Raw genomic sequence first — 18516 nt, 5'->3', positions numbered from 1 at the left:
CTCTTTCAGCTTTCTTGGGCCCCGACCCGCCGGTCCATCGCTCCCCTTGTCCAAACGGGATCAGATCGAACTGGCGGAACCTTTGCCCTTTCGGACTTCGCTGAGGAAGTTGGCGGTCAGCCGCCCTCAATCTCCAGACCTTGTGCTTTCATGGCCTTGAGCAGGGACCGGCGCAGCGCATCCTTGCCGAAAGCCCGCAGATAGCCGTTGAAATCACCCATGTTTGGCACGAGATCACCACAGGTAATTCCAAGCGATTCCAGTCGGTTACGTAATCTCTTTGATGCGTTACGTCCAGCTTCGTCATTGTCCCGCGCGATCCAGATGCGCTTGATCCCCGGCAGCGGGATGAAGAGACCGAGATGGGTGGCGGTGAGACAGGAGGCGAGATCGAACTCTGGCAGAGCCGTGCCGATCGAGAGGGTGTTCTCGAGACCTTCGCCGACGATGAGATCAGTGCGAGAGATGCCGGACCAGAAGCGGATGGCATGACCGTGAAGTTGCCCGAGGATCCGCTTAGGGCTCTCGATCTCGGCCAACCCGCCGGTGGACAGGTCGAGATAGGTGCGCGCGCATCCGGTGATCTGGCCCCGATTGTCGGTGATCTTCGCGAGCAGGGCAGGGGCCCTTTGCGGCGGATCCGGGTCGTCCTCGCCCTGCCGCAGGAAGACCCGCGGGTGATAGCGCAGGGCCGGACCAAGACGTGTGATGCCGCGCCCTTGCAGATAGGTGGCAGCCAATGTGCCGAACACCGGCTTGCCAGCGGCGAAGAGTTTCCGCGCCCGCGCGATGCGTTTGCTGGGGGCTGCATCCGGGCGCTCAGCCCTTGGGGTTTCACGAGGTACGGCAGGGCAGGGGGCCTCGCCGAGGAAGGACCGGGCCTCCCTCAGCGTTTCCTTCAGCGTGACCGACCCGAGCCGTTCATGCAGCAGGTCGATCAGATCGCCATATTGCCCCGTCGCGTAATCGGTCCAGGACCCGGCTTTACGACCACCTTGCGCCTGGAGCCGGATGGCGAGGCTCTGACCCTTGGCGCCAGAGGTATCGCCGACCTGCCAATAATTGCCCTGCTTGCGCCCCTTGGGGAAATACTGGCGGCAGAAACTTTCGGCGCGGTCTGCCAGATCGGCCGAGAGGTCTGCGATACTGCGCCGCGCGCTCATGCGGCAGCATCCGCACCGCTGGCGCCAACCGGATGCTCGGCGAGCACGCGCGCCACCACATCGACGCCATCCACCGGGATGAACACCCGCGTTTTCCACTGGATCACTTCGGTGAAGCAACCCAAGGCTTTCAGTCCCGGCAGGGCCGCGCCCGACGCGCCGATGAGCTCGAGCCTCGGCTGTCCCATGACCAATGAGCGGCGCAGCTGGTAGCCGCAGAGCAGGCTGAGGGTCGTCTTCGCGTCCATGACCGCGGCGAAGACCTCTTGAGGCGACATCTCGATCTGGCAGTCAAGGCCAAGGCGCGCGTAAACATTGAGAAGCTGTTCCTGGCTGACCAGACGGCCGATGGCGCGTTCTCCATCCTCGGTCTGCAGACGATAGATGCGCATGTTGTCGACGGGCAGCCGGTCCCAGATCGGCAGCAGAAGACCGCAGATCAGAGTGATTTTCGACGTGGTGAATTCCGGCACTGCCTCGACCTCGGCCTGCCAGAGCTGCTCGAACATCGCATCATCGATCTCATCCCAGTGCGATTTCGAGAACTCGCTGAGCGCGAGGATCTCGGTCGCCATGGGCCGCAGGAGCTTCACGCGAAGGATCGGCACGCCGTCCTCGTCCATGCAGGCCGGCGCCTTCACCATCAGCGCCGCGCGTTTAGATGTCGTGTTCCAGCACAGCGTCGCGCCTTCTGAATCGGCACATATGGCCTTGACCCGGGGCAGGGTGAGCGGATCGTTGCGATCCGTGCGCTCCACGGTCAGGGCGGTGGCCGCAGCGCCAGTCGCCTCATGCTCGAAGATGACCTTACGATCGGTGATCACGAACTTTTCCGCGCGCAGGGTCTCTAGCCCGACATCAAGCGTGCCCGCCTGGCGCGCATCCTCGATGATGGCGGAAAGAAACCCGCCGAAGGCCTCAAAGATCGCGTCCTGCATGTCGATGCGGAGCGCCAGACAGCGGTTCAGGAACTGCTGGATCGGCGGCAGGTTTTCTTTCATGGTGCCGTCCGCCTCATCGAGCGTCAGACCGGTCATCTCCTGGAACTTCGCGTAGGAACAGGCCTCGATCTTGCCTGCACGCAGTTTGTAGAAGAACTGCCGCAGCGCCGCGCGTGCGTAGGGGCTCTCGAGATTGTCCTCGGCGCGGAACATGTTCTGCCCGCCCGTCTCGCGCTGGCCCTTGGTGATGGCCCCAAGCGTGTCGAGACGTCGCGCGATGGTGGAGAGAAACCGCTTCTCGCCTTTCACATTGGTCGCCACTGGCCGGAAGAGTGGCGGCTGCGCCTGGTTTGTGCGGTTGGTGCGTCCAAGACCCTGGATCGCATTGTCGGCCTTCCAGCCGGGCTCCAGCAGGTAGTGCACCCTGAGGCGCTGGTTCTTTGCCCCGAGATCGGCGTGATAGCTGCGCCCGGTGCCCCCCGCATCGGAAAAGATCAGGATCCGCTTGGCGTCATCCATGAAAGCTTGGGTTTCTCCCAGATTGGAGGAGGTGGGGCGGTTCTCGACCTTGAGCCGCCCTTCACGCGTCTTCACGATGCGCCGCTTGCGCCCCGTGACCTCGGCCACAGCGTCTCCGCCGAAATGCCAAAGGATTTGGTCGAGCGCACCCTGCACCGGGGCGAGAGCTCCCAGATGCTCGATCAGATCATCCCGCCGCCGCTCCGCCTCGCGGCAGATGATCGGGTTGCCATCGCCGTCGAGAGCAGGGCGAGACCGCAGGTCGCCGTTTTCGTCGGTGTAGGGCTCGAAGAGCTGCGTCGGGAAGCTGTGCATCAGGTAGTCCATGATGTTCTCGCGTGGGGTAAAATCGACCTGCAGGTCGTCCCATTCCGAGGGTGGGATGTCCTCTAGGCGGCGTTCCATCACCGCCTCGCTGGTCGAGACGACCTGGATCACCGCCGAATGACCGGCCGCCAGATCCGCTTCGATCGAGCGGATGAGCGAAGGGCATTTCATGGCGGTGATGAGATGATTGAAGAAGCGCTGCTTGTTGCTCTCGAAAGCGGAGCGCGCCGCGGATTTCGCCTGGGCGTTTAGCGTGCCTGTCTCAGAGGAAACACCCGAGGCTTGAAGCGCTGCCTCCAAGTTGGTGTGAATAATCTGATAGGCGTCGGCATAACTGTCATAGATCGCGACTTGGGCGGGTGTCAGCTCGTGCACGAGCATGTCGTATTCGACCCCGGCATAGGAAAGGGACCGCGCGAGATAGAGCCCGAGCGCCTTCAGGTCGCGCGAGATCATCTCCATGGCGGCAATGCCACCGGCCTCCATCGCGGCGACGAACTCGGCCCGTGTCACAAAGGGGAAATCTCCCGTGCCCCAGAGGCCGAGACGCGCAGCATAGGCGAGATTGCCGACGACCGTCGCGCCGGTGGCTGAGACGTAGAGCGCGCGCGCATCGGGCAGGGCATTTTGCAGCGCGAGGCCAGCGAGGCCCTGCTGGGACGCCTTCTTGTCGCCGCGGTCGGACTTTTCGCCGGCGGCATTCGCCATGGCGTGGCTCTCATCGAAAGCAATGACCCCGTCGAACCCGTCGCCGAGCCAAGACGTGACCTGGTCAAGGCGGGAGGCTTTCCCCTCGCGTTCGGCCGAACGCAGCGTGGCATAGGTGACGAAGAGGATACCCTCGGGCAGGCGGATGTCGCTGCCCTGGCGGAACTTCGAGAGCGGCACGATATCGCCCTCGCGCCCCCCGAGCGCCATCCAGTCGCGCCGCGCATCTTCGATGAGCTTGTCGCTTTTTGAGACCCAGACCGCCCTGCGGCGGCCTTGTAGCCAATTGTCGAGGATGATGCCCGCAACTTGCCGGCCCTTGCCGCAGCCGGTGCCATCGCCCAAGAACCAGCCCTTGCGCAGGCGGAAGGCGCCCTCGTCACCCTCGGCCGCTGCCATCAGATGGCCTTCGATCTCGCCGCGCGTGAACCAGCCCTTGAGATGCGTCTGATGCGCATTGCCTGCATAAATGACGCTTTCAAGCTGCGGGGCGGAGAGAAGGCCATCCGCGACGAGGGTCTTCGGCAAGACGGGACGGTAGCTCGGCACGGGTGGTGGCACCGAGGCCATGGCGGCGGATTGGACAAGTGCTGTCGGATGCTCCGCCGCGCGGTCGATCCGGATCGCCTGAAGATCATAGGCTTCGTAGACGGCATCCTGCAGCGTGCCGTCGGGTTCGCTCCAAGCTTTCGGTAGGTAGTCGAGCAAGGCCGTCTCGATGTCGTCGAACGGGTGCTTTGCCCGTTCCTCAGCGAGGGCACGAGATTCCTTGCGAGCGGCGTTGCGCAGGGCGTGCAAGTTGATGCGCGTCGGTCGGGATGGCACCGATAGCGCCGAACTAGTCGGGCTGGGCTGGGGACTCTGGCGCTCGGGGCAATGAGTGAGAACTGCGGAGAGAAGTTCAGCGGTCGTGTCACAGATCGGATGATAGGCGGCGTCGATGTCGACCTTTGGGGTCTCAAGTTCGTCGACCGCGCACTTGTCGATCACGGTGAGCCGCGTGTCGACCGTGGTGCCATGTCGCGCGAAGACCTTGCCCTCAATCGCGGCGGAAAACACTACATCGGCGCTTGAAGCGATCCGCTGAAAGGTCGACTGGAAGGATTTCGCGGAAGGTCGAAAACTCTCGCCAGTGATGACGACAAGGCGCCCACCCGGCGCGAGGCGCGCCAAGACGGACAGGACATGCTGGCTGGTGGCCTGCCGGAATTGGCCTTCAACATGGTTCGCAGCCGAAAACGGCGGGTTCATTACGATGACAGAAGGCGTGATCGACCGGTCGAGACGATCGTCGATCGAGGCGGCATCGTGATCCGACACGACGGTGTTCGGGAACAGGTGCCCCAGCAAGGCGCGGCGGGTTTCCGCAAGCTCGTTCAACGCCAGTCGCGCGCCTGCGATCCGCGCGAAGATCGCCAGCATGCCGGTGCCCGCCGAGGGCTCGAGCACCAGATCGTCAGCATGCAGCCCAGCAACCTGCGCGACAATGGCCGCAAGGGGTAGGGGGGTCGAGAATTGTTGCAAACGCACACTGTCTTCGGAACGTCGTGTGTGGGGCGGGGCCAGACTGGCCAGGCGTTCGATCATGGTGAGGAAGGCCTGCGGTGAGGCGGCCTGGCGCTGCATCAATGCGCCGTAGCGCCAAAGAATCAGGATCTGGGCGATCTCGGCTGCCTCATAGGCATCCTTCCAGACCCAGGCGCCGCTCGTGTCGCTAGCGCCAAAGGCATCTTCCATCGCGGCGCGCAGGGCTGCAGCATCGACGGGTTTGCCCGCTTCGAACTGCGGCACGAGGGTTTTCGCAGCCTGGATCAGGTTGTGCGAGAAGCGCGAGGCTTCCGGGCGGACAGGGGCCTCGGGCTCGGGCGCAAGCGGGGCGGAATGGGGGTAAGCGTTCATCGGCAATCTCCGGAGTTGAGGGTTGGCCCCAAACCCCGTGCGCACTCTCTCACCCGGGAGGGGTCACCCCTCCCGCCCTGCCTCTCGCTCTTTTGGGCAGGTCCTAACAGCGCTCACAGAGAATGTGCTAGCAGCCGAATTTTCACTGGTAATTTGCAACCTTATTCATCCCCAGAGACCTTACTCTGGCAGGTCTCAATGAATGCCCGTAACGCGTTGGATGTAAACCGGTTGGGGTAGTAGAGCCTTGGCCCATCCAAAGGATGCCAGTGCTCTTTCAGGATCGGCACAAGCGTCTGTGCGCGAAAATCGTCCTCGAGCCAATTGCGGAACATGGCGATGATCCCCATTCCCGCCCTGGCATAACTCAACCCAGAGTTCAGGGCATTCACGCTGAGGACCAAGCGTGTGGCAGGCTCGACCGTGATGGCCTTACCTCCGGCTTGCAATGTCCACGGGAGCAGAGGCCCACCCGGCAGGCGATATCGGATCGCATCATGGGTGGTCAGTTGTGCAGGAGTCTCTGGGCAACCATGTGCCTCCACATAGGCGGGCGAGGCGGCGAGCGCGATCTGCTGGCGGCGCGGTCCAATGGGGATGGAGATCATGTCCTTTTCAAGCGATGCGCCGTAGCGAATTCCCGCATCGCAATCAGACGCAACAATATCGACCAAGCCGTTGTCGACAACAAGCTCGACCTCCACAGCCGGGTGTCGATGCTGAAACGCGGCCATAATAGGCGGCAGGATATCGGGCATGACCGCGCCCGGCACATTGATCTTCAACCGGCCGCTCACCCGACCCGTCGAGCTTGCAGTTTCAGCACAAGCCGCGCGCACCTCGGCCATCAGTGGCGCGATCCGTGCGGCCAGTGCTAGGCCTTGGTCCGTCGCCCGCATGCTGCGCGTCGTGCGCAACAGAAGCGGGACACCGAGCTGTGTCTCGATGCGGGACACCGTCGTGCTGACGTTTGACGGCGCAACCCCGAGACGCCGCGCGGCCGCTCGAAAGCCCCCTCGTCAAGGACCGTCAAAAACACGATCAGATCGTCTTGGGATATACTGTTCTTCATGGAGAACAGACTATTCGATATTTGTCAGATTATCAAAGGCACAAAGAACAGTGGATACTCCTAGTGTAACCGGTGCCGGCCGATATGTGGGTCCGGCAAACAGAAATGGAAAGGACAAAGCCATGTTGATTGTGACCGGGGCAACGGGCCAGCTTGGCCGCAAAATTGTTGAAAATCTGCTGCATCACGTCGCCGCCGAGCGCATCGGGATCAGTGTCCGCGACACCACAAATGCCGAGGCATTCACGGCGCTTGGTGTGCGCGTACGCCAAGGCGATTATAACGATCCAGAGAGTTTGCGCCACGCTTGGGACGGGGCCGAACACTTGCTTCTCGTGTCTTCGAACGCTGCAGCGAGCGGGGGAAATCCTTTGCCACAACACGCGACGGCCATCGACGTGGCCCGCGACATTGGGGTGGAACGCATATTTTACACCAGTCAGGTGTCCAGTTCGCCGGACTCGCATTTCTCTCCGGGTCGCGATCATGCGGCAACGGAAGCGATGCTCGCGACATCGGGGATGTCATGGACGGCCTTGCGCCACGGTTTTTACGCGGCGAGTGCCGTGATGATGAATGCCAAGGGCTTGAAAGCGGGGCGATTGGCTGCCCCGCAAGATGGGAAAGTCGCGTGGACGACCCATGACGATCTCGCTGCGGTGGATGCAGCCTTGCTCGCGGGGCAGGAGGTGATTGACGGCCCGACGCCGCCGTTGACCGGGGCTGAAGCGCTCGACCTTGCCGAGCTGGCGGAGCGCGCGGGTCAGATAATGGGCAGGCCTGTCGAACGCGTTTTGATCAGCGAAGATGTCCTGCAAGCAAATGCGCGGGCCTCCGGTGTTCCAGAAGGCTCAACCGCCGTTATGTTGGGCTACTACCGCGCGGCGCGGGCGGGTGAATTCTCAACGGTCGATCCCACACTGTCACGTATCCTCGGGCGGACACCGCAAACGATGAGCGCCGTATTACAAGCCAGTCTCAGGTAGGGAACTTCTGTTGCTGTTCGAGAGACCTGCAGCCAGACATCGAACACAACCGAGTTCTAAAACCTGTTGATACCTCAGAGTGTTGAGCGTTTAGTGGCCCGAATCCGCCGATTGTGAAATCGCCACAAAATAAAAAGGCGGCATCCGGGAGGAGGTGGATGCCGCCGATTATTCTGGATCAGCTCAGGGAGGAGGAGGAACTGATCACATGACTTAAGATAGGGGCCATGCTGCGCCTGCACAATAGCTGCCCTATGTTATTTCTGCATTGCAGCATTGACGGAACATCAAGCTTGCTAAGGCCGCGCTGTAAATCCTGCCCGCCGTAGCAGACCGATTTGCCTATGGGTGGGCCTGAGCCATATCGGAATATGTTGACTGTTTCGGCTCATGATCAGGCACCGCACGCCGTGCCTCCGGCAAACAGTCGGTCACATAATCGCCGACGACCCCCCAGCAGGCATCGACCTCTTCGCCGTCCTGCTCAATCACATAGCCATAGACCCGCCCGTCGAGATAGGCGTCGTAGCTGACGATTTCACCGCGCAGGATGTCTTCGGCCTTTTCGCGCAACGCCTTGGTGACACGTTCCACGCCAAACTCCGTCCGGACCGCCGCGAGCGTCACGTAGATGAAGCCCACCTGACCGGAATCCCACGGGCAGTGAAACCCGATGGTGTTCATCGCGAGGCCAGAGTGATCATAGAGAAACACGGGCAAAAGGATTGCCTTGCGCGCGGCGCGGTCGCGCAGCTGTTCGATTGAAAGTTCCCTCAGCGCCGAGACGCCCGAGAGGTCGCGCAGGAACGCCTCGGGGTTGTCGAACTGATGGCTGTCACCCAGCCGATAGCGTCGGTGCCAGCAAATCAGCGTGCCGAGATTGGACCACTCCCGTGGGCTCTCAGTATCGGGATCATGGTAGATTTTGATGGTGTGGCCCTGGTAGGCCTCCTGATGGACCGGGTCGTGCATCTCGATCTCCTTTCTTGAAACGAAATCGACCCGCTGAGCCGGTTGCGGCTCGAGCGGGTCGATCTGGACGTGGTCAGATGGTTCGTAAGCTTGCCGCCCGGCGGCTCAGGCGGCGGCGCGGTTCTGGCGATGCTGGGTGTGCTCAACCGAGACCTTCAGCAGCCAATCCTCAAAGCCGAGAATGGTCTGGTGATTGGCGACTGCTTCGATCCAGGCCGCGCGCGGATCGCTGCCGATCTGCGTTGGATCGTTGTCGATCCGGCCATTGGCCATCCATGGTTCCGGCTGAATGCGTCCGAGCCAATCCGCCAGCGATGGAATACGGCCCTGACAGTCTTCGCGCACATGCTGCTCACCAATCCAGCGGATCGGGACGACCCGGCCAGCGCTGTTGGTCAGGCTGCGCCCAAACAGTCGTTCGGCCTCGAAGATCCCGAGCGCGTGGTGCCGGTGTGCACGATGCGTAAAGATCGCGAGGTGCTCTTTGGATGAGTCAAACCAGTCATGCACATGCTGATAATCTTCAGGCACGCCGCCGAACTTGCGGGCAGAGCTTTCGGCGTGGTGGAGGGGATGCGCCATGTCAGAGCCCCTCGTGTTCGGTGGTGTCGGTCTCGATATAGCGGTTCGAGTGGCTGACACCGATCTTGTCCACCTCGAGCGCCCAGGTCAGTTCGCCATAGCCGCCTTCGTTGTTCTCGAAACCGGGGCTCAGCGCATAGGCGAAGTCCCAGCCGAAGTCTTCGACCCGGTGCCGCAACTCTTCTGTCAGGGTGATCGTGTCAGGGCTCACGACGACATCCTCGACATTGCCGGAGTCGCCGTAGCCTTCGTATTGCACCTTGATGCTCCTCACACCGAGGGCGCGCAGCTCGGTAAGGAGCGCCGCGCGGGTCTCGACCCGCTGTTCGGCAGCCCGTCTCTGAGATTCGAGCATCTGCGTGTAGAAATCATTCACTTGTGTCATGTCTTTGGTCCTTTGGAATTAAGGGAAGGGGAGGGCGACCGTTGCGCGAGGCCGCCCCGGAGGTTTCCGTTGGGGAGGCTTCAGGCCGCGGCGTCGCCGCGTTTCTCAGTCGTCCGGTCAACCAGGTTGAAATAGAGGTTCTCGGTCGCACGTTTGAACCCGGGCGGTTTGCGCGGGGCGAGGCAGCGCACCGAGGCACTGCAGCTCTCGCCATGCTCCATCGCGAACTGCGTCACCTTGTCGATAAGGTCATCCATGCCCGCAGCCTGGACGCGCTTCTCGGGGTAGCTCCCCAACATCTGGAACTGGGTGACGACAAATGCGCCATCGCGATGAGCCGGGTACAGAGTGATCTGGTAGTCGAGTGTCTTGGGCATGTCTGGTCTCCTGCGGCGGGCGGGACGCAACCATCGCGGCCCTTGGAAACCCGCCAGCCCGAAAGGACCGCCCTTTGTGCAAGGGTGGTCCGGGGCGGTGATTAGGGACGGAGGGCGTCAGTATTCCGACGGCAGAAGCAGGGTCAGAATCCGCCGCGTCTGTTCGGGGTCGGAGGGCTCCGGCGAGCCGTATTGGTAGTCGACGTCATAGAGGTCGAGCTTGAACCAGATCGTCGTGCCATTGAATTCGATGACCCCCATCTCGTGCCAGCCCTGCGGGTCGCTATCGGCATTGAACCCGTCGAACGCGGCGACGCGGCCGGTGAGTTCCAGTTGGGCGTCGGGCCCAAGTGCCGCGACGCCGCGTGTCATCACGAACTGGCCCTGCGGGGCATCGGCGACCGGGGTATTGCCAAGGATGGAACGTCGAAACGCGTCATTCTGCGCGGCGATCAGCGCGGCTTCCCGCACAGGGTCAAGGTCGAGTGTGGTGGTCATGGGATATCTCCGGGACGGGCCAGCCGATCCGATATCGGCTGTAGGCAACCCGTCAGCCGGAAAGAGCCGCCCTCGATGTGAGGGCGGCCCAAAGCTCATGTGGCAATCAGATCGGTGTTTGCTTCGTCAGGCCGCATGCCCACTGAGGAAGGCGGGCAAGGATGACGGTTCGTCGCTCTCCGCCTCGGTCAGAGGATCGGTGGCGGGCACGTCCCCTTCGTCGGTCTCCGACGCATCACCAACCATGTCGGCACCGACGTCCGCCGCACCGGCAAACACCATGCCTTCGGGCAGCCAGCGTGTCGTCCTGGCGACCGTGGCGGCGTCGAAACCTTCCGTCTGCCCGGCCGTTTCCGCGAAAGCCCGCTCCATCGCGGCCGCGAGATCAGCCTTGCGCTCGCGATTGCGATCCTCGGCGTAATCCGCGCCGATCAGCTTGCGCGCCGTGGCCACTGCATGGCCCTTGTTGACCCGACCCCAGTAGTTCTGCGCGGTCGGGCGCCAGCAGGCCGCCAAATCGACGTCAAGACGCGCGCCAATCTCCTCGATGATCGGGGAGGGGCGATTGTCGGAGGAAAGCTGCGGTTTGAGCGCCAGACCTGATGCCCAGGCGAAGAGCGCCTGCTTGTCTGCGACAGGCAGCGCCGACATCGCACGGAAGTCCTCGGGCTTCTCCAGCTTCATCCAGTCGGTGGCGAGGTCCTGTTCCAGTGCCTCGAGCATCTTCTGGGCGACAGTATCCCCATGCAGCACCTCGCGGTTCTGCGCCTGGAAAGGCCGGATCGAGATGTCGAGCGCCTCGTTGTTGTAGGACCGCCCCAGAGCCTGCTCGCAGAGCGCATAGAGCATCGCATCGAACGCCACCTCGAAATCCGCCGCCAGATGCGCCCGCAGGATATGCTGGCGCGTCGCACGCAGATCGTCGGCGAGGCTCGCTGAAATCCCGTCCGCCTTGCGCAACGTCGCGGCCGGGTCGGAGCTCGGCACCGGCGTGGAGGAGGTCGGCGGCGTCACGTGTGGGTGGGCAGGGGAGGGGGCGCCATCCGCATCTGCGGTGGTCTCGTCAGGTTCGGGCGCGGCGGGAATATCCTCGGGCCGCACGAGGCCCTTCTCGACGCGCAACGCCCCGTCATGGCCGATGGTCAGAACCACGCCGGCGATGGCGCGATCCTCGTCGGCATAGGGCTGCCGTTCGCGCTGAAGGGCTTCAATCTCACGCAAACGCGGCTCGATGGCATAGTATTCGTCGGTCTCGGCGTCCGTCCAATCCTCACCGTCATTCTGCGCCGCCAGTTCTTCTTCGCGTGCGACGAGACGCTCTTCTTCGGCAAGCAGGTCCGGATCGGGTTCGATGTCCCGCGGATAGACCCGCCCGAAACTGCGAAACGCGCCGTAATCCACCGAGAGATGCACCTCGACCCATTTCCACTCCGCCTCGAAGGGTTTGGCCGCAGCCTGCAGTTTTTCGATGGCGAGACGCTCTAGGAGCTCGGGGTTTTCCATATGGGCGCTGGCACGATCGTCGAAGAGATCGCGCAGCAGGACGCCACCGGCCGCCTCATAGGCCTCGATACCGACAAAGCGCCCGAGGGCCGAGTTGGCGGAATGCGCGGTCTCGGTCAGGTGGCGTTTGATGCTCTGGGGATGGATGTGATAGCCGCCCTTTACCGCGTTCCAGACCGCCAGTTGGCGATCATGGTCGTCGGTCAGCGTGAAGGCCATCACGCATTCGAGGGTCAAATCGCCCGCGCGAAACTGCTCGATGATCTCCGGCGCGACACGGGCGAGTTTGAGGCGGCGGCGCACCAGGTCGACGGAAACGCCGAACTTCAGCGCAATCTCGTCCTCGCTGCGTCCCTCGGCGATCATCGCCTCAAAAGCCTCGAATTGGTCAGCCGGATGCATCGCTACCCGCTGGAGGTTTTCTGTGGCGGAGGTGAGGATGGCATTGCGCTCATCTTCGACGAGGCAGGGCACAGGATGATCTGCGGGGATGATACCGTCATCGGCAAGCTGCTTCAGCGCCTTGAGACGGCGACCACCAGCATCGACCGCAAAACGTGTCTCTGACAGCGCATGGACCACCAGATTTTGCTTGATGCCAGTCTCTCGAATACTTGCGAAGAGTTCCGCGTCATCCTTCTCACTTGTGGCGACTTTGCGGACATTGAGCGGGCTGGGTTCCAACTGGTCGAGCGGGATCAGGCGGATATCGGAAGCGCTGGCGGGCGTTGCCAATCCGGCGGCTTCGGTTTTCGTCGCGGTGGCGGGTTTCGGTCCGGTAGTGGTCTTGGCCATGGTCAGGGTCCTTGTCACGCCGGGCCCGGATGAGACTCTCTCTATCCTTTCAAGCCCGGCACCCGGGCTTCCCTTTCTTTGGCTCTTTTTCAATGAGAGTTGAACATTTAAAGATATTCCAGCACTCAGATCTCCTTCATTCGGTTGGACCATACAAATATTTTAACTTACCCGAACCGAGGGGGAATTCGATCCGTGAAAGTGGAAGCGGATCGATCTCGAGTTCCGCTCCTTTGATTTTGCGATCCTAAGTTTAAGAGAAGATCACCTGAATATCAGTATACTCAGCGAGACCCTCTTCGCCAAACTCGACCCCAAGGCCAGATTGCTTAACCCCACCGAAAGGCGCGTTTGGCTGGATGGCACCGTGCTTGTTGATCCAGACCGATCCGCATTCCATCCGCTTGGCAAGTTCGCGGCCTTTCTCGATGTCGGAGGTCCAGATCGAGCCTCCCAGACCATTGTTTGAGTCATTCGCCGCCGCGATGGCCTTTTCCACATCCGTGTAGCGGATCACAGGAAGCACCGGGCCAAACTGCTCCTCGGTGACCAGAAGGTTGTCTTGCGACAGGTCGGCGATGATGGTGGGCGGAAAGAACAGACCCTCGCCTGGCACGCCGCCGAGAAGCACCCGGCCCTCAGACTCGCCCGCATCGACAAGCCGCCGCACCTTGTCGAATTGCATGGCGTTCTGAATCGGCCCAAGGACGCTGTCCTCGTTCATCCCGTCGCCGACCGGAATGTTCTTGGCAAAGGCGACCAGGTTTTCGCAGACCTCGTCATAGATCGAGTCGTGTACATACAGGCGCTTCATGGCCGCGCAAGTCTGGCCGTTGTTGATGAACGCGCCCCAAAACAGCCCCTCTGCAATCGCCTTGGGATCAGCATCGGGAAGGACGATACCGGCGTCATTGCCGCCCATCTCCAGCGTTAGACGCTTCATGGTTTCGGCGGCCGATTGCATGACCTTCTGACCCGTCGCGCAAGAGCCGGTGAAAACGATCTTGCGGATGCCCGTGTGGGCCGACATGGCGGCTCCGAGGTTGAGCGCCTTGTCGTCGCCGGTCACGACATTGACCACGCCTGAGGGCAGGACCTCACTCATAATCTCCCCAAGACGTATGGTTGAAAGTGGCGTTAAGGGTGAGGGCTTGACCACCACGGTATTGCCGGTGCGCAGCGCCGGCATGATGTGCCAAATCGCGATCATCACGGGGAAGTTCCACGGGGTGATGGAGCCGACCACGCCAAGGGGTTTACGGTGCAGTTCGACATGGCCCTCGTTATTGTCTTGAAGGATCTTGACTGGCAGCGACAGGCTTGCGGAATAGCCGGCCCAAGCCTGCGCGCCACCGAGTTCCCAGCGCGAGCCAAGTCCGTTCAGAGGCTTGCCCTGTTCCTTGGTGATCAGAACGGCCAGCTCCTCGGCATGTTCGCCAATCGTGGTCGCGACCTTTTCACAATATGCTTGAAGCTCGTCAGAAGACAGTTTGGACCAAGTTTTAAATGCGGCTTGTGCAGCGGCCACTGCAATATCGAGATCGGCGAGCGAGGCGTTCGGGGCATATCCTGCTACCTCACCCGACGAGGGGTTGAGGACAGGAAAGGTCGCCCCATTTGTGGACATGGGACGTTCGGGCTTAATGTCGTGGACATGGTGGAATTTCCTCTGAAGAAGTGCAAAACGCGGGATAGGAATTGGCCAACAGGCTCGCTGCCAACTTTCCCATGCAACGCGGATTTGTGCTGTGAACCCGCGTCATGCCGCAGCCTGCTTTGTGAGATTGACCGGATGGTGAAACATATGACACCCATTCGGCGAGTAGTTCGGCACATCGCTGGCAACTTCCGACCCCTCTTCCGAAAACAGGGCCTTCTGCATGTCGTCAGGCGACGCGAAATAGGCGCGAAAGACACAGAAGGGCGAGTGCGCACCTTCCCTAAGCGGCGAAGGATAGGCCACTTCGTAGGAAATCAGACCTGGGAGTCGCTGCGCAAGTGGGAGATGCCTCGTATCGTAATAGTTCCTAAAGTAGTCCGGGTCGACCGGGGTGGGATATTCAACGCAAAGACAATACATAGATCCCTCCTTTTATGAGATGAGGCATTGCCGTCAAACGACGCCGCGGGTCCCTACAGCGAGGTCACCTCTGTCACGGCGCGATTTTGCGACGATTATTGCCTGACGCCCAATCGCCACCAGAGCGATCATGTTCAGCACGCCGAACACATACGCCGGAGCGAGTCCGATGAAGCTGAAAATGTTGGACGGGCCGATTGGCGTGTCGCCAAATGCTAGGGCCCGGTTCGGCGAAAAGTTGGATCCCCAATAGAAAACAACGTTCGACCAACCGTCCAGCATGACGATCCAGCCCCAAATCTTACCCCATTTTTCCGAGAAATTCAGATGAGGTATAACAAATGCGACTGCGATTGTCATAAGACCGTTCAAGACTGGCCCGGTATGGGTTCCGCGCCATCCATGTTCGGTGCCGGGCAGTTGAAAGGAGACGAAAAAGCCCGGGACAATCTCGAAGCCGCCCAGCAAGAACATCCAGTAGCCAAGCCCACCCACCAGTGCAGCAAAAATCATCAGTACACCGTTCCCGGCCATAATGTCGCGGAGTGTAAGCTTCCACGGTTCGACGTGTTCGTCAGTCATAGTATCCTCCCTTAGTGTTGATGGTCCGTGACATTTTTTCTACGAACCCGGAAATCTCAGGCTGGCACCCGTTTGTTGGCGTCGGTCAGGCCGCGAAAGCTACCGCCATGGTAAACCAAGGGCGTGATACCCTGAACCTTGGCGCCAACTACGCGACCGAATATTACTGCATGCGTCCCGGAATTGACGATCTCTGAAATTTCGCATTCCAAGGCGGTTGCGCCATTCAGAACTGGCATCCCAGGACATCTCCATTTGCCCAAGCCGACGACTCAAACCGATCATCGCCTTGAAGCCCACTCCGCCCGGCGAAAGTTTCAGCAGTGTTCTGGTGTTCATAATCGAGAATATTGACTGCGAAATGACCCGCGTCGCGGATCATCTTGAAGGTCCCGGTGTTTTGGTTAGTGCAGGCCAGAATTGTTGCGGGCTCTGCGCATACTGAACAGACAGCGGTCGCTGTGATGCCTCGGCGCTCCTCTCCGAGGCGAGTGGTTACGATGTTTACCCCGCAGCCAATTCAGCGAGAGCCGCGCGAAATGTTTGATCATCAACCATGATCTTCTCCTTTTTTCTTGCTTGCCCTGTGAGAAATGATGAGCGTCAATGCTTTTAAATTTAAAAGTGTACGACGACGCCCGCAGTTACGATCAGGGGATCAAGCGTAATGTCTGCTTCTGCTGGCACCCCACCAACGGTACCACGCGCCTTGGTCTCAAGTGCGATGTACTTCGCATCGAGGAACCATCCCGTCTTGTTGCCCAAGGGTCCCTCAATTCCAGCCTGAATGATCGGCGCAAACGCATTGTCCACGTCGAAGCCATCAATCGCGCCATCACTCGTGTCAAAAATAATCGTATAATTCACGCCGCCGCCGACATAGGCATCAAGGCCATTGCCGAATTCAGGGAAATGATAGAGTCCGGTCAATGTGGCCGGCCCATAAGTGACCTTGCCCAATTCGAGGCCAGAGAGTGGCCCTGAACCGTTCAAGGTGCGGTGGGTGGGATACCAACAGTTAACTCTGCCGAAAAACGCTCCGAAAAGCGATATCCGATGCCAATTGTCGCGTCAAATCATCGTCAGTGGTGAAGCTCGCGCCCGGAACCGTAGCACTCCCAGTGAAATGTCGGCGCTTTCATTCATCCCGATATGCGACAACCCGAGCCGTAGCGACCAGGGCCCAGCATCCTGAGCCTGCACATGTGTGGCGGTTGCAGCAAGCAGTGCTGCGCGCAGATTAGTTTGGTTTTCATAATCTATTTTTTCCTAGCAAAACCCTGGCAAAAACTGGCGCAGGTTGCACGCTGCACCGATTTTCCTCACTCGGCCGCCATCGCCTGCTGTGCGCTTGCTATGGTGGACCTCACACGCTCAGGGCTGGAGAAGATATCCCACTGACGCTCAGGATGGTTGAAGCCTTCGGTGAACTGATCTGCCAGTGCGCGTTTTGCGCCATGCCGCCGATGAACTCCAACAGACTCGGATCGAGAGACGCCAAATTGTCGAGCATGTAGTTTGTCCAGCGGGTTGCGCATACGACGCGGTCGCCACGGCGTGCATCGAACTTCTCTAGGAACGCTGGTCGAAGACGTCGTTTTCAACGATCTCCTCACCAAGAATGACCGCAGCATAGGATGCCATATTGGCCCCTTGCCCAGCACCGGATCAACGACAGCATGGACGTCACCCAGGGCAATTGCCAACTTTCATTGCCAAGCCGCGTGTGGCTCTTGCGAACAGTGGGGGTGACACCGCCCTGCAAAATATCCATTGGCGAATTGGCAAGATCGAACTCATCGCGATCAATGCGCGCATAAAGAGTCGGGTAGTGTGCTTTGATCTTCTCGAGCATCAGATCAAGGAACGCACGCGGGTCATCATCATATTTGGTGCGGGCGAGGATCTCAAGATCTCCGCCAATGTGGTTTTCAAAGACGAGAGCCTTGCAGAACCCGTTGAACGACCACGTCGGGATCTCGATAAGTTCGCCGCGCCAGGAGAAAAAATACATCGTCACAGCGCGCGTTTCGGTCTCAGCGATGCCTTTGAACAAACCGACGCAGAGCATTCGTTGCGGGCGTTCGTAAGGAGAGTAGCTGTCATCGCGGCCAAACATCTGTCCGATCGCGCCTTTGCCGGTACAAATTACGGTAAGTCGCTCTCGTCAGAAATGCATTCGATCTGGTCATGCTCAACAGGACCGTAAACCACCTCGCCGCCGCGGTCGATATAGTCTTGCAAGAGCGCCGGCTGATAGATGCGGTAGTCGACGGCGCGGCTGGGTTGCGCCAAGTCGCCAAGATATGGATCGGGTCCGGCGTGCGATGTAGTAGTAGTGACCGAAATAGCCGTATTCCTTCGATGGCCAGTGATTGCATCCGAGTATAATCCTCACGCTCGACCGTAACATGGTGGTGGGCGACCGTGTTCATCAATCGCGAACCTGCGTAGTCCTCGGAGCACGGTCTGTGTACAGACGTGGTGTGATCCCTTTTTGCAGCAGGTAGAGCCCAGTTGCAGCCCGCAGTGCCCGCACCAATGATGGCAATTTTCTTTGTCATAGCTTCCTCCCTTGATCTCCTGTGTAAAAATAGATCGACAGGTCGGTCAATGAAAGATAAATTATCGCATATGACTTATCAAAAATGGAATAAATCGATATGAGCGATCGGCTTCAGGCCTACGAAATCTTCGCCGAACTCATGGATCGCAGGAATTTTTCCCAGACCTCACGAGCATTGAACGTTCCGCAGGCTACGGTCAGCAAGCAGATCGCCGCGCTCGAAGCCTCTCTGGGAATTCAGCTTTTCATTCGTTCCACCCGGCGAATGTACCCGACGAGAGAAGCGGAGGAACTGATACCTCATGTACGACACATGTTGGACGCCCGCGCCGAGTGATGCGCGTCGCCCACGGAGAGCTCCCGCGTATCTCCGGACCATGCGAATTTCTGCGCCGCATTCGTACGGTCGGCGAGTGCTGCTACCGCTCTTGATCGAGTTCCTGGAGCTTTATCCCGGCTGACTGTCGATGTCACGCTACACCGCCGCCCCCCAGACCTGCTTGATGCAAAGCTTGACCTCGCCATCATTGGCACCCCAGCACTGGAAGGTCCGTACCGACA

General features: G+C 60.3%; 19 protein-coding genes. 2 read left to right on the top strand and 17 right to left on the bottom strand.

The window, feature by feature from the left end; all coding sequences use genetic code 11:
- Positions 1 to 116: 116 nt before the first annotated feature.
- The 3 genes from DA792_RS21640 to DA792_RS21630 all read right to left on the bottom strand — a co-directional run bounded on the left by DA792_RS21640 (position 117) and on the right by DA792_RS21630 (position 6456).
- A complete protein-coding gene (locus tag DA792_RS21640) occupies positions 117 to 1163 on the bottom strand; it encodes a DUF7146 domain-containing protein (protein WP_107722870.1) in 1047 nt (348 codons plus the stop codon).
- Positions 1160 to 5557, bottom strand: a complete 4398-nt coding sequence (locus DA792_RS21635) for a strawberry notch-like NTP hydrolase domain-containing protein (protein WP_107722869.1) — start codon at positions 5555 to 5557, stop codon at positions 1160 to 1162. Before DA792_RS21635 ends, DA792_RS21640 begins: the two co-directional genes overlap by 4 nt.
- A 161-nt stretch (positions 5558 to 5718) precedes the next feature.
- A complete protein-coding gene (locus tag DA792_RS21630) occupies positions 5719 to 6456 on the bottom strand; it encodes a LysR substrate-binding domain-containing protein (protein ID WP_254679767.1) in 738 nt (245 codons plus the stop codon).
- Between the two features lie 295 nt (positions 6457 to 6751).
- On the opposite strand from DA792_RS21630, the gene DA792_RS21625 reads away from it, so the two are divergent.
- A complete protein-coding gene (locus DA792_RS21625; RefSeq protein WP_107722868.1) occupies positions 6752 to 7615 on the top strand; it encodes an NmrA family NAD(P)-binding protein in 864 nt (287 codons plus the stop codon).
- 342 nt (positions 7616 to 7957) lie between these two features.
- Here the strand turns inward: DA792_RS21625 and DA792_RS21620 are convergent, their stop codons facing one another.
- The 14 genes from DA792_RS21620 to DA792_RS22975 form a co-directional block, all read right to left on the bottom strand.
- On the bottom strand, positions 7958 to 8587 hold the full coding sequence (locus DA792_RS21620) for a hypothetical protein (protein ID WP_107722867.1): 630 nt from the start codon (positions 8585 to 8587) through the stop codon (positions 7958 to 7960).
- Positions 8588 to 8692: 105 nt separating this feature from the next.
- The gene (locus tag DA792_RS21615) at positions 8693 to 9169 is read right to left on the bottom strand and encodes a DUF6915 family protein (protein WP_107722866.1); all 477 of its coding nucleotides are present in this window, start codon (positions 9167 to 9169) and stop codon (positions 8693 to 8695) included.
- Between the two features lies 1 nt (position 9170).
- Positions 9171 to 9554 carry a DUF6878 family protein gene (locus tag DA792_RS21610; RefSeq protein WP_107722865.1) on the bottom strand — a complete coding sequence of 128 codons (384 nt, stop codon included), beginning with the start codon at positions 9552 to 9554 and terminating at the stop codon, positions 9171 to 9173.
- An 80-nt stretch (positions 9555 to 9634) separates the two neighbouring features.
- Positions 9635 to 9931 (bottom strand): hypothetical protein, encoded by a 297-nt coding sequence (locus tag DA792_RS21605; protein ID WP_107722864.1) that lies wholly within the window; start codon positions 9929 to 9931, stop codon positions 9635 to 9637.
- Positions 9932 to 10048: 117 nt separating this feature from the next.
- Positions 10049 to 10429, bottom strand: coding sequence for a DUF3768 domain-containing protein (locus DA792_RS21600; RefSeq protein ID WP_107722863.1), 381 nt, complete (start codon positions 10427 to 10429; stop codon positions 10049 to 10051).
- 126 nt (positions 10430 to 10555) lie between these two features.
- On the bottom strand, positions 10556 to 12727 hold the full coding sequence (locus DA792_RS21595; RefSeq protein WP_107722862.1) for a ParB/RepB/Spo0J family partition protein: 2172 nt from the start codon (positions 12725 to 12727) through the stop codon (positions 10556 to 10558).
- Positions 12728 to 12980: 253 nt separating this feature from the next.
- Positions 12981 to 14354, bottom strand: a complete 1374-nt coding sequence (locus DA792_RS21590; RefSeq protein WP_107722861.1) for an aldehyde dehydrogenase family protein — start codon at positions 14352 to 14354, stop codon at positions 12981 to 12983.
- 132 nt (positions 14355 to 14486) lie between these two features.
- Positions 14487 to 14807, bottom strand: coding sequence for an EthD family reductase (locus DA792_RS21585; protein ID WP_107722860.1), 321 nt, complete (start codon positions 14805 to 14807; stop codon positions 14487 to 14489).
- 33 nt (positions 14808 to 14840) lie between these two features.
- On the bottom strand, positions 14841 to 15389 hold the full coding sequence (gene styC / locus DA792_RS21580; RefSeq protein ID WP_226946403.1) for a styrene-oxide isomerase StyC: 549 nt from the start codon (positions 15387 to 15389) through the stop codon (positions 14841 to 14843).
- A gap of 56 nt (positions 15390 to 15445) precedes the next feature.
- Positions 15446 to 15628, bottom strand: a complete 183-nt coding sequence (locus DA792_RS21575) for a flavin reductase family protein (RefSeq protein ID WP_107722859.1) — start codon at positions 15626 to 15628, stop codon at positions 15446 to 15448.
- Positions 15616 to 15891: a flavin reductase family protein gene (locus tag DA792_RS23380; protein ID WP_368074521.1), complete on the bottom strand. Its 276-nt coding sequence runs from the start codon at positions 15889 to 15891 to the stop codon at positions 15616 to 15618. Before DA792_RS23380 ends, DA792_RS21575 begins: the two co-directional genes overlap by 13 nt.
- Positions 15892 to 16007: 116 nt before the next feature.
- Positions 16008 to 16382, bottom strand: coding sequence for an OmpW/AlkL family protein (locus DA792_RS21565; protein ID WP_302667102.1), 375 nt, complete (start codon positions 16380 to 16382; stop codon positions 16008 to 16010).
- 373 nt (positions 16383 to 16755) lie between these two features.
- Positions 16756 to 16902, bottom strand: coding sequence for a hypothetical protein (locus DA792_RS22980; RefSeq protein WP_254679766.1), 147 nt, complete (start codon positions 16900 to 16902; stop codon positions 16756 to 16758).
- A 99-nt stretch (positions 16903 to 17001) separates the two neighbouring features.
- Positions 17002 to 17508 (bottom strand): styrene monooxygenase/indole monooxygenase family protein, encoded by a 507-nt coding sequence (locus DA792_RS22975; protein WP_254679765.1) that lies wholly within the window; start codon positions 17506 to 17508, stop codon positions 17002 to 17004.
- A 544-nt stretch (positions 17509 to 18052) separates the two neighbouring features.
- On the opposite strand from DA792_RS22975, the gene DA792_RS21555 reads away from it, so the two are divergent.
- A complete protein-coding gene (locus DA792_RS21555) occupies positions 18053 to 18292 on the top strand; it encodes a LysR family transcriptional regulator (RefSeq protein ID WP_107722856.1) in 240 nt (79 codons plus the stop codon).
- The last annotated feature ends 224 nt before the right edge of the window (positions 18293 to 18516 follow it).

This window comes from Celeribacter baekdonensis, from assembly GCF_003047105.1.
Lineage (GTDB): Bacteria > Pseudomonadota > Alphaproteobacteria > Rhodobacterales > Rhodobacteraceae > Celeribacter > Celeribacter baekdonensis_B.
Note: the sequence above shows the minus strand (reverse complement) of the source record. Positions and strands in the feature narration are given on the sequence as shown.